At 47.1% G+C, this 17258-nt stretch carries 11 protein-coding genes; 2 read left to right on the top strand and 9 right to left on the bottom strand.

The genetic code is table 11. From position 1 onward, the window contains the following. Positions 1-11: 11 nt before the first annotated feature. The 3 genes from AC0L13_RS05325 to AC0L13_RS05315 form a co-directional block, all read right to left on the bottom strand. Positions 12-2153: an ATP-dependent Clp protease ATP-binding subunit gene (locus AC0L13_RS05325; RefSeq protein ID WP_473644704.1), complete on the bottom strand. Its 2142-nt coding sequence runs from the start codon at positions 2151-2153 to the stop codon at positions 12-14. Positions 2154-2324: 171 nt separating this feature from the next. Further along, positions 2325-2633 carry a metal-sulfur cluster assembly factor gene (locus AC0L13_RS05320; RefSeq protein ID WP_473644703.1) on the bottom strand — a complete coding sequence of 103 codons (309 nt, stop codon included), beginning with the start codon at positions 2631-2633 and terminating at the stop codon, positions 2325-2327. Between the two features lie 50 nt (positions 2634-2683). Continuing rightward, positions 2684-3445: a prolyl oligopeptidase family serine peptidase gene (locus tag AC0L13_RS05315; protein ID WP_473644701.1), complete on the bottom strand. Its 762-nt coding sequence runs from the start codon at positions 3443-3445 to the stop codon at positions 2684-2686. 188 nt (positions 3446-3633) lie between these two features. Between AC0L13_RS05315 and AC0L13_RS05310 the strand changes: the two genes are divergently transcribed. Then, positions 3634-4452 (top strand): Cof-type HAD-IIB family hydrolase, encoded by an 819-nt coding sequence (locus tag AC0L13_RS05310; protein ID WP_473644699.1) that lies wholly within the window; start codon positions 3634-3636, stop codon positions 4450-4452. A gap of 23 nt (positions 4453-4475) precedes the next feature. Further along, positions 4476-5327, top strand: a complete 852-nt coding sequence (locus AC0L13_RS05305; protein WP_473644697.1) for a DegV family protein — start codon at positions 4476-4478, stop codon at positions 5325-5327. Between the two features lie 73 nt (positions 5328-5400). Here AC0L13_RS05305 and AC0L13_RS05300 read toward each other — a convergent pair whose 3' ends face one another. The 6 genes from AC0L13_RS05300 to addB form a co-directional block, all read right to left on the bottom strand. Further along, positions 5401-6852: an alpha-amylase family glycosyl hydrolase gene (locus AC0L13_RS05300; RefSeq protein WP_473644695.1), complete on the bottom strand. Its 1452-nt coding sequence runs from the start codon at positions 6850-6852 to the stop codon at positions 5401-5403. A gap of 202 nt (positions 6853-7054) precedes the next feature. Beyond that, on the bottom strand, positions 7055-7429 hold the full coding sequence (locus tag AC0L13_RS05295) for a YisL family protein (RefSeq protein WP_473644693.1): 375 nt from the start codon (positions 7427-7429) through the stop codon (positions 7055-7057). A 382-nt stretch (positions 7430-7811) separates the two neighbouring features. Beyond that, entirely contained in the window at positions 7812-8711 is a 900-nt protein-coding gene (locus AC0L13_RS05290) for a fumarylacetoacetate hydrolase family protein (protein WP_473644691.1), read from the bottom strand. Positions 8712-8788: 77 nt separating this feature from the next. Beyond that, positions 8789-9979: a DUF418 domain-containing protein gene (locus AC0L13_RS05285; protein ID WP_473644689.1), complete on the bottom strand. Its 1191-nt coding sequence runs from the start codon at positions 9977-9979 to the stop codon at positions 8789-8791. After that, positions 9976-13695, bottom strand: coding sequence for a helicase-exonuclease AddAB subunit AddA (gene addA, locus AC0L13_RS05280; protein WP_473644687.1), 3720 nt, complete (start codon positions 13693-13695; stop codon positions 9976-9978). The genes AC0L13_RS05285 and addA overlap by 4 nt, the downstream gene beginning before the upstream one ends. Then, positions 13673-17164, bottom strand: coding sequence for a helicase-exonuclease AddAB subunit AddB (addB, locus tag AC0L13_RS05275; protein ID WP_473644685.1), 3492 nt, complete (start codon positions 17162-17164; stop codon positions 13673-13675). Before addB ends, addA begins: the two co-directional genes overlap by 23 nt. Positions 17165-17258: the final 94 nt, after the last annotated feature.

Below are 17258 nucleotides of genomic sequence, written 5' to 3'. Positions count from 1 at the left end.
CAAGGCTTTTTTTATTGTTTCTCAATCTTTATTTTTCCATCTTCCAACTTCAACACTAATTTCTGGCCATCTTTCAAGTCGCCTTTAATGATCTCTTTCGCGACGACAGTTTCGACGTGGCGTTGAATGAATCTTTTCAACGGTCTTGCACCAAACTCGGCGTCCGTTCCTTCCTTGACAATCCAGTCTAGCACATCATCGCTATACTCCAAGTCGATTTCTTGTTCATCGAGCCGTCTAACAAGATCCTCGAGCATTTTACGTGCAATCAAACGGAATGAATCGCCTGATAACGAATGGAAAATGATGATATCATCCATCCGGTTCAACAGCTCCGGTTTGAAATGGCGGCGCAGCTCTGCCATGACCAAGTCTTCTGCGGCATGCTCATCCGAATCAAACTGGCCTTGCAGCAAGTATGCGGAACCGATATTGGACGTCATGATAACGACAGTGTTTGTAAAATTGACGAGACGCCCTTGGCTGTCCGTAATCCGGCCGTCATCCAATATTTGCAGTAGAATATTCGATACATCAGGATGCGCTTTCTCGATTTCATCAAGAAGCACGACCGAGTAAGGATTCCGTCGTACCGCTTCCGTCAACTGTCCGCCCTCTTCGTAGCCCACATAACCCGGAGGCGCTCCGACGAGACGAGATACACTATGCTTCTCCATATATTCGGACATATCGATTCTTATGAAGTGGTCTTCCGAATCGAACAACGTTGCAGCGAGTGTTTTCGCTAGCTCTGTCTTCCCTACGCCGGTAGGACCGAGGAACAGGAAGGATCCGATTGGCTTATTGGGGTCCTTAATGCCGGCACGTGCACGCCAAACCGCTTCTGTGACGAGCTGCACGGCATCGTCTTGACCGATAACTCTCTCTTCCAATGTTTCTCGGAGTCGGAGCAATTTCTCCCGTTCCCCTTCGACGAGCTTGGTGACCGGAATTTCCGTCCATCGAGCAACGATCATTGCAATTTCGTCCTCTGTCACTTCTTCCCGGAGCAAACGGCTGTCCGAGCTATTCGCAAGCGGCGATTCCAATTCTTGAAGTTGTTTTTCAAGCTCTGGAATTTTGCCATATTGGAGTTCAGCGGCTTTATTCAAATCAAAACGATTTTGCGCATCTTCCAATTCACGGCGGTAACGGTCAAGCTCTTCCCGTTTCGCTTGGATATCGCGCAACGCCTCTTTCTCCTTGTTCCACTGCTCCCGCATACCGGCAGAAGAATCTTTCAGCTCCTGCAGCTCGGTGCGCAATGCTTCAAGACGATTTTGGCTAATCGCATCTTTTTCTTTCCGCAATGCCTGTTCCTCGATTTCCAGCTGCATGATCCGTCGAGTGACAGAATCAAGTTCTTGCGGCATCGAGTCGATTTCCGTCCGGATCATTGCACTTGCTTCATCCATTAAGTCAATCGCTTTGTCCGGCATGAACCGTTCCGTCAAATAGCGGTCAGATAATGTCGCAGCCGCAACTAATGCGCGGTCATGGATGCGAACGCCGTGATGCAGTTCAAAACGTTCTTTCAGGCCACGAAGGATTGAAATCGTATCTTCAACGGAAGGTTCGCGCACCATAACTTGTTGGAAGCGGCGCTCCAATGCCGGATCCTTCTCGATATACATCCGGTATTCGTCGAGCGTCGTCGCCCCGATGCAATACAGTTCACCGCGCGCAAGCATCGGTTTCAACATATTTCCGGCATCCATCGCGCCTTCTGTCTTGCCTGCCCCGACAATTGTATGAATTTCATCGATGAAAAGGATGATCTCTCCATCACTTTCCTTCACTTGTTTTAAAACGCCTTTCAACCGCTCCTCGAATTCCCCACGGTATTTGGCGCCGGCGATGAGCGAGCTCATATCCAATTCAAAAATCTGCTTATCCTTCAGCCCTTCTGGTACGTCGCCTTTGACGATCCGTTGGGCAAGCCCTTCGACAATCGCTGTTTTACCGACACCAGGCTCCCCGATCAGCACGGGATTGTTTTTCGTTTTTCTTGATAATATTCTAATGACATTCCGAATTTCTTCATCCCGTCCGATGACTGGATCCATTTTGCCGTTTTTCACATCTTCAACTAGATTTCGGCCAAATTGTTCAAGTGGTGTACGTTGGTCTTCTTGTACGCCATCCATTCTCATATACAATCACCTCATCGTTTGACTTTGACTATCTTTGATTAATTAAATTATATGCTTTTTCTTCTTATAAGTAAAGCAATCTGTTTCCATTTTTCCCTTTGCTATTTTTATTAAACACAACAGAAAAAAGGCTGCTTGACGATAAGTCAAACAACCTTTTTCTTGTTTTAATTAACGCACGCCAAGCGCCATTTTTGCATAGCGTGACATATTTTCTCTTGACCATGGCGGATTCCAAACAATATTGACATCCACGTCTTTCACTTCAGGCAACTCTTGTAGTTCCTGTTTAATGTTGGCGACGATTTGAGGTCCCATTGGACAACCGAGTGATGTCAATGTCATTGTTACTTTAGCTGTACCTTCTTCGTCCAGTTCTGCATCATAGACGAGTCCCAAGTTGACGATGTCAATTCCGAGCTCGGGATCGATCACGTTTTCCAAGGCACCCATTAAGCTGCCTTTCATATCATCATTCATTGAAATTCCCCTTTCCGAATCTGTTCTGCCTTCATCATAGCAAGGATGGCTTATTCATTCAAATAAGATGCGAACCAATCAACCGACCGAAGCATGCCAGATCTTGAAACTGCGTGCCCTGCAGTCGGATCTTTGAAAAATTCGAATTGCTCAGGTGCATCCGCGTAATCTTTCTTCACTGCATTGTAGAAGTTAAATGTCGGCTCAAACGGGACAGTCGTATCGTTTTGTCCATGCCAAAAGAATACGGGACGATTGTTAAGCTTCTGTCTTTGTTTCGTTAAATCAAAAATAGCGAGTGTATCAAGAAGTGATTTCCGTTCTACGTCGGTAATCGGCAATTTGAAGCCGCGACGCTCAAATTGAGACATTTGTGCTTTGGCAAGCTCTACATATCCCGGTGCTCCCATCATTACTGTCGCTACATCAATCCACGGATAAGCGGTCAAGCAGCCAAGCGTAGTAATGCCACCCATTGAAGTGCCGCCCATTCCGATTTTCGAAACGCCTCTCTCCTTCAACTCTTTATATAGCACATCCATTTCTTCAATCGATGTGAGGACGATTTCCCAAAAACGCAAGCTCAATTGGACTTCATCCAAACCTTCATCCCGCGAACCATGTAAATGAGCTTCAGGCAACAGGACGCGGAATCCCTTCTTCGCGATATTATATGCGTAATGCAAGTTATGCTCTTTGGCACTCGTAAAACCGTGCAGAAAGATGACAGTAGGTATATTGCTATTTTCCATAGTTTCATCCACAATATGCAGTAATGGTATATTGCTCCAATTTTCCTCTTTGACAATCATTCGAACACCTTCTGTACTTTTTCTAAATCGTACCAAAGTTTTACTAGAAAAACAAAAAGGACGGTTTTCTGCCGGAATGTTTTGACTTGCCAAGATAGATAACGATAAACTGGACATTATAATAGCAAGCTGCAAAAGCTTGATGAATTGGGTATACAACAAAGAAACTTTTCAAAGGGGGCGGAACTATGAAACCGCATTTGATTGTCCTTGACTTGGACGGGACATTGCTAACGGACGAAAAAGTGATCTCGGAGAAAACTGCATATACATTAAAGCGGGCGGAAGAACAAGGCCATCAAGTGATGATTGCGACCGGCCGGCCGTATCGTGCAAGTTCTATGTACTACCGCGAGCTTGGCCTAAATACACCGATCGTCAACTTTAATGGAGCATTCGTCCACAACCCGACCGACCGTTCATGGAAAACGGTCCACGAAACTATCGCTCTTCCCGTTGTAAATGACGTCGTCGAAGCGATGCAGGATTTCCGTTTTAGTAATATCATTGCAGAAGTGATGGACGATGTATACTTGCAATATCATGATGAAAAGCTTTTGGATATTCTCAGTTTCGGAGCTCCGGTCATCAAACATGGCGATATCCGCGAATCTTTGCAAGTCGAGCCTACGAGTTTGCTTATTCAAGCAGATCCAAATAATGTTGATTCAATCAGGAGACATTTGGCGGAAGTACACGCTGAAGCGATCGATCATAGGCGTTGGGGTGCACCGTGGGATGTCATTGAAATTGTACGCCACGGATTGAATAAGGCAGTCGGCATTTCGCATGTCGCAAAATATCTTGGAATCCCGCGGGAGCGTATTATCGCTTTCGGCGATGAAGACAATGATCTCGAAATGATCGATTACGCAGGTGTCGGCGTCGCGATGGGCAACGGGATAGATAGACTGAAATCCATTGCTAATGAAGTGACGTTGACAAATAACGAAGATGGAATTGCCGAAGTACTGAAAGAACGGTTATTATTAACAAACAAAATATAAAAAGAATGTGAGGGGACCTTACAATGAGAATTTTTGCTGACAGTGGTTCAGATTTGCCGAAATCATTTTTTGATGAAAACGATGTGACGCTTCTCCCATTACGTGTGTTAATCGATGACAAGGAAGGCGATGATGTCCTTGAGATTGATTCCAAGGAAGTGTATAGCGCCATCCGTAACGGAAAGCATCCAAAAACATCGCAAGCATCACCCGAACTGTTTCTTTCCACTTGGAAAGAGCTTGCCGCATCGGGAGAAGACGGCCTGTACATCGCTTTCTCGTCCGAGCTATCAGGCACGTATAATACAGCTGTTATGATGAAGGACCAAGTGAAAGAAGGAAATCCGAGCATGAACCTCGTCATTATCGATTCACGCTGCGCTTCTCTAGGACATGGCCTTCTCGTGAAGGAAGCAGTCCGTTTACGAGATGCAGGCGATGATGTACGAACGATTGAACGTAAAATCCGTGACATGGCTGCCCATATGGAGCATCTGTTCACAGTCGACGATCTCGATTACTTGGCGAAAGGCGGACGCGTATCGAAGGCGAGCGCATTCATCGGCGGCCTATTGAACATTAAACCGCTCCTTCATGTCGAAGGCGGAAAGCTCGTTCCGATTGAAAAACACCGCGGCCGAAAAAAAGTGCTTCGTCGCATCATTGAACTGATGGAGGAACGGGGAGTCGAATTTTCGAAACAGACAATCGCCATCAGTCACGGGGATGACGAAAGCACAGCTCTTGAAATGAAAGCACTTATCGAAGAGAAATTACAGCCGAAAAATGTCGAAATTCATATGATTGGATCTGCTATCGGATCACATTCAGGGCCTGGTACGATTGCAATTTTCTTTTTGAATAAAGTCAATTAATAAAATAATCTCCATCATAAAATGCCTTTTCAGACATGGTCGCCACCAAGTCCGAAAAGGCATTTTCATTTCATTATGCCGTTTCCTTTTCCTTTCGCCTGTTTTCTCGTCCTTTTTTAATGACGAGGAACAAGAAACCAAGGAAAAGAACGTAAACGAGAATTGACGCAATCAAATAAGGAGTGTTGAATCCTTTATCATCATCTGCGATGTACACTTCCGCAAGTTCTCTGTCCAAGACGACACGGAACATGCCGTCATCAGATTCCCTAATTAGATCGCCATCCAATACTCCACGCAATTTCTTGTTCGCACCGATCTTTTCGGCAGGAATTGCCAAACTCGATGTTTTCGATGTGTTGTTAATGGCGATCAACCATGTTTCATCTTCCGAAGTCCGTTTGTAGATGAGGAAGCCATCTTCATTATGCAACAATTCGAATTTACCGTTTCGAAGAGTTTCCGATTCATTACGGAGCAAATTCAAATTGCCGATTAAATCCTTGAATTCCATGTCCGTCTTAAAATTGAAAAGCGGATGGCTTTCAGGTGCTTCTTTACCGTTGACTGCTATTTCCGTTCCGTATGTCATAAGTGGTACACCAGGAAGCGTAAATAATGCAGTTGCAGCCACTTTCCAACGGGTCGGCGGGAACATCCGGGCTTCCACGATATCATACGTGAAACGCGGTCCCGTCAAATCATCGTACTGTAGCAATCCGCGTTCTTCGCTATCTTTGAAAATATTTAGCGGAGTTGAATCCGGATCTGCTCTGACGAATGACTGCCGTAGCGCTTCCATTTTTTCATCGCTCGGCTGCAGGTCAAAAGCGGCCCCGCTTTTTTCATTCGTCAATACGTAAGCGCCTTCCTTAGCGTCATGGACTGCGTCGATCATTTTATTCAGGAACGCTTCATCAAAACCGTCGAGCTTCGTCAGTCGGATTCCATCCAGATCGTAAGTTGTGATAAAATCTACCGCCGCATCGATTAAAGCGTTCTGGACGTTTTCATCGGACTGATTCCAATCCACCGTGCCATCTGCGGAATGGACGAACTTATATGTCTGTCCTTTCGCCCATTCATGTTCCGCACTCACTTTCCCTAAAGGAAAATCGGCAATCACTTTCATTTTCTTATCATGGACTTCCTTGACTAACGCATCCAATTCTTCTCCCGTACCGAAATGGGGTTCCAATTCGGAATAGGATAGAACGCCGTTTCCATCATACGTCTCCGTCTTGAAGACCGGTCCTAACGAAATCATCGTAAAGCCCATATCGATAATATGTTGCAATCGCGCTTGTACACCGGCGAAATCGCCGCCATTAAAGGCGTTGCCATTATGTATATCGACATCGATGTCATTATTGCGTGCGCCGTTATTGAAACGGTCTACGAGCAGGTCATATATACTTTCATCCAGTATGTCGCGCTCGGCCTTGGCAGAAGCGGCAGCAGGCATGATTGTAGAAATGAACAATAAAAAAATGGCAGCTACGCCAATCAAACGTTTCCCTTTCACGAAAAAAGCCTCCTCAGACAAGCTATCTCTTGCCATTTTAACAAAACAAAACGCGCCCCGCCATGTAATGGAATGAAAAATCCATTAGAAATGGGGCGAATTTGTGAATAACCAAAAGCGGAGGGCGTACTCGAAGTCTAGCGGTAACACACCAAAAAAAACCGTCGGCAATTTTACCGACGGTTCCCATGTTTATTTCATATTAGAAAAATTCAAAGCCCATTGGCAATTTGAAGCCGTAGAACATTGTTGCAAAAAGGAAGACGAAAAACAAAATCCAGAACGTTGTCACTTTCTTCCCTTTTTCAGAGCGGACAAGAACCATTTCCATCATTCCGATCGTCAATAGACCGAGCAGGAATTTAATGCCGTATTCTGCTCCTCTACCGTAGTCCATCCCTTTTATGAAGAGGGCGACCCCAGAAATAAGGATAAGAATGTAAAATAAGCGTGCAATCATGTGCGTAATTTTTTTTCCTTTTGTGCCGTTCGCCATCACTGCCGAAACGAGGAAAATGATAATGCCGACGACCCATGTGAAAATATGAAAATGGGGCGTGCTCGATAAAAAGTCCAAACTGTTCACCTCATCAATAATCAATTTCGCCTCGGCGTAATTGCGTCCGGATTTTGATTTGGGCTTGAGGCCAACAGGATGTTGGTCATGCAACCGTTGCCAATCGAACTGCGAAGGGTTCGATTTGCCGTATTTCTGTATTTTGTGCAGAAATTAAGGCACTATCAGGACGCGGCGAAGGTTGCCTGCCTTCCTAAACTCTTTTCAAAATCCGTGACATCCGCCGGAGGCATTATCTTTGTTCAACAGGAATTTGAATACCCATTGAGTAAAAATAGCTGGGATACATCTAGCTACCTATAGAAATAGGAGTGCTTTGCTGAACAAAGATGAAGTCTTCTTTATACTAACATAGAAAAGCTTTCCAGAGTAGGAAACGAGCTTATACAAAGCGATTGACGAGCGTCCCGATGCCCTCTACAGAGATTTTCACCGTGTCGCCTGCTTTCAGGAATTTCGGCGGATTAAATCCTTTTCCGACCCCTGCAGGCGTGCCTGTCAAAATGACGTCGCCCGGCTCGAGCGTAACAAATTTCGAGATTTCGGCAATCAATTCGTCGATCTTGAAAATCATATCGGAAGTGTTTCCGTTTTGACGTACTTCATCATTCACTTTTGTTACGATTGAAAGATTATGTGCATCCGGAATCTCATCTTTCGTGACGATATAAGGACCTATTGGGCAAGAGCCATCCAAGCTTTTTCCAAGGAAGAACTGCTTATGGCCATATTGTATGTCCCTCGCCGTTATATCATTCGCAATCGTGTAGCCGAATACGTGGTCATACGCGAGCTGTTTCGGGATGTTGCGCCCTTTCTTGCTAATGACGACCGCCAATTCCCCTTCATAATCGAGGTTGTCAGTAAGGTCTGCGTGCGCCGGAAGCTCCTGCTCGTCTGCAGCGATCGCAGTAGGCGATTTCGTAAAGATCATTAACTTTTCAGGCGGCGCGCCCCCTCCCATTTCAGCGGCATGTTCGGCATAGTTTTTGCCGACGCAAAGGACGTTTTTCGGTGTGCGCGGAATCGGGGACAGCCATTCGACCTCCGTGAATGCATACTTGAATTGTTCCGGATTTTCACTATTCCGAGCTTGCTCAGCGAGTTTCCTCACCTTTTCTACAAACTCCAAACCTCCTGCAATGCCTTCGATGATTGTTGAAGGGAAATCCGTTTCACCGAACGCTTCGGCAATCGATTTCACATCCCAGACCGCTTCCTCTTTTTTCACTTTCGGACCGAATAATGTTCTTCCTTCAAACCGGAACGACAAAAGTTTCATGTAAAAGCCCATCCTTCCTTATAATATGGAAAACTTTTTCAACTAATCAAAACAAATTTTAATACTATTCTACAATTCTACAAAGCTTGCACTTTCTCCTCTTTTTTCGGCATGTTTTTCCCGTACGTCCCTTTCCGCCAAAGCCATTCGAAAGGTCCCATCCGGAATTTCAACAACCAGAGCTCGGCGAAAATGACTTGAATCGCAAAAATGCCGACAGCCATCAACGTACCTGTCTCTAAATCTACTTTTCCATATAGACCAAAGCCGTATCCGTAAAAGAGGATCGTTGCGACAATCGATTGTGTTAAATACGTCGTCAATGACATGCGACCCGCCTTAGAAATCGGCCGGAAGATCGTGCGGAATATCGGCAATTGGCAAAGCAGGATGATGACAGATGCATAACCGATCGCTAAAATCGGACCGCCGATCAGCTGCTGGGTCAATAAATTATGATAAGCGTGGCTATCCATATATGGCCATGATTTTATGAAAATCCCGGCAACTAAAGCAATGACGCCGACAATAGCGATTTTACTTTTCTTTTCAGCTGCACGTTCAAACAGTTTCCCCTTCGAGAATGCAGCGCCTATCATGATCAATGGCAGCACCATAAAGATGCCCAAGAAGGAGTTCGTCAACCCGTATAACAGCCATTCCGAAAAACGGAAAACGAATGCTTCGCCATATGTGCCGTGTGCATAAGCTGTAATTGCCAATTCAATTTGCTGAATATCGACAAAGCCGTCCATCAGCTGATTCGGATCAAGCTTCGCAAGTAAATAGATTAAGCCGATGAAAAGGAGTGTTGGGATCAAGTAGATGATGATCGCAATCCAAAAAAGCCATTTTTTCGGAATCCTAATTGCCGCCAGCATAATGAAGCCCATGATTGCATACGTGAATAAAACATCACCAGACCATACGAACAATGCATGAATCAGGCCGAATCCCATTAGAATCACAAGGCGCTTCGCCATCATCGGCACATAAGAAGTTCCATTTGCAATCGCTTTTTCGTATTGCATATTCAATCCATACCCGAACAGCATTGCGAAAATCGGGTAAAAGCTCGCTTCTACAAAAATATTGATCAGCTTGTACGATGCCACATCACTCGGTGTACTAAAATAGGAATGCGGATCGATATAGAAATAAGGTGAATGGAAAATGAGCATATTCGCGATGAAGATGCCGAGGAGCGCAAAGCCCCTCAGTGTATCCAACGCTTCAATGCGTTTCCCTATAGTTGGTGATACGTTCAAACTGTCTCCTCCTGAACATGCACAATCCTCTCCCCGTCAAACAAATAGAGGACCATTTCTTTAATTGTAATACTGGCAATCGATTCGACCGCTTTTTTATAAAGGCTCAATTGGATGCCGTAACGTTTTTGCATTTCAATTTGTATTTCTTCATCGGACCGGAACCTTCCACGGATCCGATCTGTTTTATAGTCTAGCAGCACCCAGCCATCTTTCTCTTCGAATATGCAGTCGGCGATCCCTTGCAAGATCTGATGATCTCCGTCATTTGCGTCGTATGCGTACGTGAAGGGCACTTCTTTAAGCATCCTCATTGATCCTGATAACCTCTTGAACAGCGGCGTTCCGAAAAATTGGACGACCGCTTTCACGTCGACTGCATTCGCCTCTTCCACCGTCACCAGTTGACGCGTCGTCAGCTCGGTGATGAACCGGTCCACGTCTTGCACTGTATGCGTCTTCGACAGATCGATATGCTGCATGATCGTATGCATCGCCGTTCCGATTTCAGCCCCCGACAACGCCCGAGATTGCATGAAGGCAGGGCGGTCATGTAAATAAGGAGTGCTCACTTCATCATCCTTCGTTGTGAAGAAATCATAGAAGTCCGGCTCCCTCTCTAGCAGCGCCACCCTTTTCAAGTCGCTCACCGTCTGCTTGGAACGCTTCTCCACGGAAGCTATGAATGGATAGACGTAGTCGAATCTTCGTTTCACTTCCTTGGACCAATCCGCATTGATCACATCATCCGTTGATGTCGGCACAGGCCTCTCGACGACTTCCTCCTCTTGCTCCTCCATCGTATTGAATGAAGAAACTGGATACGCCGCAATTTCCCACTTCGATGGATCATCGATGGCACGCCCTCCGTACATGAACCCGAATTTCTCGAAATCCGGGTGGCGTGCAATGGCTGGTCCAATCCAATCCAAATAGCCATTCGCCCGTGACCGCGTATATTCCGGCAGCATTTCGCCCGCTTCAATCAATTGGGCGTCCTGCCAACTCCCGATCGCCTTTTCAATATCTTTGACAGTGGCAATCAATTCAAGATGCTCCTTCGCACGCGTCATCGCTACGTAAAGTACTCGCATCTCTTCAGCACGCATTTCGAGCTCCTTCTTCTCTTTCATCGCAAGGAACGGAAGGGATGTGTACGTAATGCGCAATTCAGGATCGATTGCCTTTACCGCCAACCCAAAATGCTGGTCGAATAAATAAGGTTCGTTGAAGTCCATTTTATTGAACTGTCTTCCCGCTCCCGCGACGAACACATAAGGGAATTCGAGTCCTTTTGATGAGTGGATCGTCATAATCCGGACGACATTCTCCGTCTCGCTCACGAAACGGGCAGCGCCAAGATCATCTCCCCGCTTCTGCATCCGGTCAATGAACCTGAGGAAACGGAAAAGTCCACGGAAGGACGTTTTCTCATAATCAATGGCGCGGTCATGCAGCGCACGTAAATTCGCTTGCCGCTGCTTGCCATTCGGCATCGCGCCGACCATTTCATAGTAATGCGTATCGTTGTACACTTGCCAAATGAGCTCCGACAATGAACCACGTCGCGCCAAATTGCGCCAGTCTTCAAACATAAGGAAGAACCGCTGCAATTTCACTTGCGTTTCGGCAGCAATTCCCGCTCCGCCCGTCGCTATGAACAATTTCAAGGACTCGTAAAACGGCTTGTTCTTTGCGGCGAGCCGTACTTGTGCCAATTCGTTTTCCGTCATGCCGACGAATGGCGCACGAAGGACTGACGCGAGCGGGATATCCTGATACGGATTGTCAATGACACGAAGCGTGTTGAGCATAATCATCACTTCAATTGCCTCAAAATAGCCGCGCGAGAGCTCCGCGTAGATCGGGATGCCCGCAAGCTTGAACTCTTCCGCGATTTCCCCCGACCATGTCATCGAACGCATGAGAATGACGATATCACGATATTCAAGCGGACGTTTTTTATCCGTAAATGCATCCGTCACTTCCTCACCAGACGCCATCAGCTCTTTAATTCTCCGAATCATATACCGAGCTTCCGCCTGTGAACTTTTCAAGCTTTGCCCCGTCAGCTCCGTCGCTTCATCTTCCATATCCTCTTCATCCGCTTCATATAATAACGTCAAGGCGGCAGGTGTTTCCTTCTCTGGATAGCGTGCGCCGTATTTCAATGCGGCGGCTTCATCGTATTCAACTTCGCCGACCCGCTCTCCCATCACTTGTGAGAAGATGAAGTTCGTCGCGTCCAGCACTTCCTTACGGCTCCGGAAATTGGCGTTCAAATCGATTTTCAGACCATTTTCCCCATCATCCGACGTAAAACGATTATATTTCCCAAGAAATAGTCCCGGTTCTGCTAATCGGAACCGATAAATCGACTGCTTTACGTCTCCAACCATAAACAAATTCCCATCCGCTTCGCTGCCACGCTTCACAAGCTGGATGATTGCCTCTTGCAGCAAGTTGACGTCCTGGTATTCATCGACAAGAACTTCCGCGAACCGATTCAAATAATCAACTGCGATGTCGGAAGGTACAAGCTCTCCGTCCTTTTCCATTGCAAGAATTTGTAATGCGAAATGCTCCAAGTCCGAAAAGTCGACAAGGCCGCGGTCCATTTTGACTGCCCCGTATCTTTTGCCGAAATCAATGACAAGTTCGACTAGCGTATGCATCATCGGCGCCATAAGACGAATTTCATCCAAAAGACGCTTCGGTGTCCTCGTAAAATACGATTCTTTCAATGAATTGATGATCTTCTTCACGGAATCCCGAAGAGATTTTGCTCGCTTCGCCAGCTCCTCATCGCATGTGTTTTTCCGGATCGTTCCCGCTTTCACCCAAGTGAGTGATCCGAAAAATGCATACGTCTCCTCCCAAGTCCCTTCTTCAATCCGACGCTTCGCTTCCCGAACCCATTGCAAATCAGCGTCAGCCGTTGCCGCTAACGGCTCGGGGCCTTCCGGCATTAGTGCAATCCGTTTCATATCTTCCGTCAGATGGATCGCTTCCTCGAGTGTATGACGAATCGCCGTCTTCAACGGTCCGATGAAGTCAAGCTCATCAATCGTCACGTCTTCGTCCAGTTCGTATTGCATCGGAATCATCCGCAGCCATCTTTCCGGTGAAGGATGTACTCGTGAATAATCATACAGCTTATCGATGAGCGTCTCGATCGACTGGTCGTTCCTGTCCGACGTAAAGCTGTCGGCAAGACGATACATCGCTTCCGGGTTGTCGGCATTATACGCATCTTCAAGCACTTCACCTATCGTATCGTCGCGCAGCAAGGCTGCTTCCGTGCTGTCCGCAATGCGGAACCCTGGATCAATGTCAATCAAATATGCATATTGGCGGACGACGTTTAAACAGAAAGAGTGCAATGTGGAAATTTGTGCTTTATTCAACAGACTCAATTGTCTTCTCAAATGAATGGATTCCGGATTGACCGCAATCGCCTCTTCCAATGCTTCCGCCATCCGATGCCGCATTTCAGCAGCCGCGGCATTCGTGAATGTGACGACGAGCAATTCATCCACATCGATTGGATTATGCTCACTCAATACTTTCTCGATCATCCGTGTAATGAGCACCTTCGTCTTCCCGGAACCCGCAGCAGCGGATACGAGCACATCTTTCCCCGTCGCCCAAATCGCTTTCCACTGGGCATCCGTGAACGTCACGTCCGCCGGTTTAACTGGAATGTCCATCATCATTCACATCCTTCCGCATCATTTCAAGGGACTCTTCCGGGTTCATGCTTTCATAATGCCGGTATTTCTGCTCGGGATTCGTCGGGTCGAATTGGCAAACTGAACGATAAGAGCAATACTGGCAAGGCATTTTATCCTTCAAACGGTATGGATACACCCGAGTATCTCCAGCAAGCATTCCGTCCCCTGCCTGTTGATGGCGCTGCCTTACAAACTTCCGGACGACTTGCAAGTCATCCGTCGACAACACTTTCGAAGCTTTTGTGAATGAGCCATCCGTCTTCAAGGCAGCAGGAATGACTGCCGACGTCTTGCCAAGCTGCGCATCCATCCCCATGACGACTTCAGGATCATCGAGCAAATAGCCCCTCATCTTATACGATTTCAATATTTCTTCTTCAACCAACTCCTCCGTCAGCTCAAGCTCCGTCCGAATCATCGGGTTATGGACGTGCAAGTAGAGCACTCCCGCTGGATCCGCCTTAAAGCCGATCCACTCTTCCGCATGCTCCACAGCGACATCAAGATATGTCAGCATTTGCAAGGAAATACCGTAATAGACATCGGTCAAATCGAGCTGCTTCGAGGATGATTTATAATCGACGATCCGTACATAATTTCGTCCGTCGATCTCAGTCGCATCCACTCTATCGATTCTTCCGCGCAAATTCATTTGATTGCCACGGCGCAGTGGAATTTCAAGAGGCGGCAGCTGCTCACCCGGTCCGAATGCCGCTTCGATGGCAATCGGTCGGAACATGCTTTTTGTCGCCTGCTTGCCGAGCGCAAAAATTGTCCGTGTGACGATATGCGTCAATTTCCGGCGGATATAATGGTATCGACTCGTCGACAGCAAAATGCGGTTGAAGAACATTGGCGCGATATGCTCCATCGCGTCTCTCGACAATTGCCAACATTGCTCCTTCGACAACTCAGTCCATGACCTTCCCGTCCGATTCATTTCATCCGACACCCACTTTAAAGCTGCGTGGAATAAATCTCCGATCGACGGAGCTTCAAGTGTAAATTCCATCCGTTCCTGCAATCCAAGTCCGTAAGAAGCAAAATGCTGGAACGGGCAGCTGTAATACGATTCGATCCGTGAAACGCTCGATACAAAATTCTTACCGTATAACCCTTCCGTAATGGCAGGTGCAAGCCGTTCCGTTTCATTCCGGTCCGTCATCGGCTTCGTAATATAGTCCAAGACAGATGACCATAACGGATCATCTTCATAATAAGCGAGCACTGCCCGCCATTCGGCCGATAGCTCGCCGCTATGCTCCGCTTCCTTCACTTTCATCGATGCGTAAGGCAATGCAGTCCGCGGGTGGATAATGTAATCCGCCTGCTCCTCATCATTCAACAGCTCAGACGGATCCGACACTGCTAACTGGAGCTCAATTCCTGGCAATAGCTGCTGGATTCTTGCGATATAAAGCGAAGGCAATAGTGATTTTCCTTCTTCATCCGCAATCGGATAGGAAATGAACAGCTTTTCCCTCGCTGACGTGAACGCCCGGTATGCCATATACGATTCATCCATAAGCTTCATTTTCGATGAAGGAGCAAGCTCAATGCCGCTCATCGTGAACCATTCACGGTCCGAGTCGGACAAAAGCCCTTCCGCGTCAATCCGTTGCGGCAGCACGCCGTCATTGACGCCAATAACGAATCCGCAATCGATTTCCATAAGACTCGCAAGTTCGATCGTCGTCACTGTCACTTGGTCGAGGGACGGCGGAATGCGAGTAAATTCGAGCGTATCGAACCCTTCATCCAAAATCCGCGCCGCTTCCTTCAACTCCATATTCTTATCTCCAAACATGAGGACAAACTGGTCAAGTACATTGATCCACGAATCCCAAGCCTGCTCATGTTCAGTCGCGTTCAACAGTCGGCCTGCACGCTCTTCATCAGCTCGCAAGTCGATGATCTTGTCGTATACTTGCAGCGATTCCATAAATAAAAACAGCGCCTCTGCGACGTCACGACCACTTTTCGACCGCTTCAGCCTGCCTTCAAACTGCGCTAGCGGCTCCCGGATCAAATCCCGTACCAAATGCAGCTCCTGCTCCAACTGCCGCTCCTCATCGGTCTGCACAGTCGTATGCAATTCAAGTCCACGATACCGCTTCACTTTCCAGCGTGACTCATCGAACCACCGATTGCCATAAATTCCGTTCGCTAGCACGTAATTTTCGAGACGGTCCGCCCGCTCACGCCAAAGAAGCTTATCTTCCCGATGCGGAAAGAACAAATCTGTCTTCACTGCGCGAAAAATAGATTCATATGTCCAGCCTGCCGTCACGGCTTCAAGGACAGATCTTGAAAATTCGATGAGCGGATGGTGGAGCATCGGTTTTTTCCGGCTAATGAACACCGGAATGTCATATTGCGAAAAAATCGTTTCAATGAGCTCATCGTATTTGTCCGGCTGCCTGTACAAAATCGAAATCTCTTTATACCGCTCGCCTTTCATGACAAGTTCCCGTATTTTTCTCGCCACAGCATGGACTTCCGCCCGTCGATCCGTCGCCTCGATTAACGAAACCGCCCCTTCCGACGGTCTCTCTTTCGGAGGATATTTCTCAAACTCATTCTCGAAGTGGCGAAGCTCGTCATTTTCAAATCGGAGAGGCTGTCCCATTTGGATCCCCTCTTCAATTTCGACCGATTCATTGAGGGCAATTTCCCGCAGTTTCATAGACGTACGTACAGGATTGAAGAACAACTCATGATCCGCATGCCCCGACAAATTGGATTCCATCGGCAATACAACCGTCACTCGATTTCCGTACTTCATCAGTTCCGTAATAATTTCATATTCTCTCGCTGTGAAACTTTCAAACCCATCTATATAAATATGTGCGCCCTTCATAAGCTCCGAATGTTTAATCTGGGAAGCGAGCAACGCCAAATGACCTTCACTATCAACATAAGACGTGCCGAGACGTTCCTCGATTTTCGATACGAGCAATGAAAGATCGCTTACTTTATCCTGCAACGTCCTTGGCGCATCGGCTGTAGCCAACTGTTCTCGGAACGCAGCCAATGTTTCCCGGTCGAGACAATAGCGGCTGAACTCCTTCATAAGGTCGCCGATTTTTTCTGTGAAGCCTCGTTTATTTGCGGCCTGCTTGAACAGCTTCAGCTCCTCCCGATTCTCTTCAAGCACGCTTCGCACAAGCATCCTGTAGCCGAATCCGTCGACTTCCTTCCGCGTAATGCCGCCCGTTTCCTGCAGCACACGCCACGCGAGCCGCTTAAACGTGGAAACTTGCGCACGAATCAAGCCATTCAAGCCGAAGTTTACCGATAAGCTAAGCTCCATCGAATACGACATCTGGTCAGGAACAATCAAAATAACTGCCGGCCCCAACGGATCCCGGTCAAGCTCCTCAGCAATTTCTCGTTCAATAACCGTCGTTTTCCCCGTCCCGGCTCTACCGGTCACAAACCGTAATGACATGGCCCTCTCCCCTTTCCTAAAAATCAATTACGCCTCGGCGTAATTGCGTCCAGATTTTGAATTGCGAATCGAACAACGAAGGGTTCGATTTGCC

The sequence above is a fragment of the Sporosarcina sp. QA0331 genome (assembly GCF_055808055.1).
Note: the sequence above shows the minus strand (reverse complement) of the source record. Positions and strands in the feature narration are given on the sequence as shown.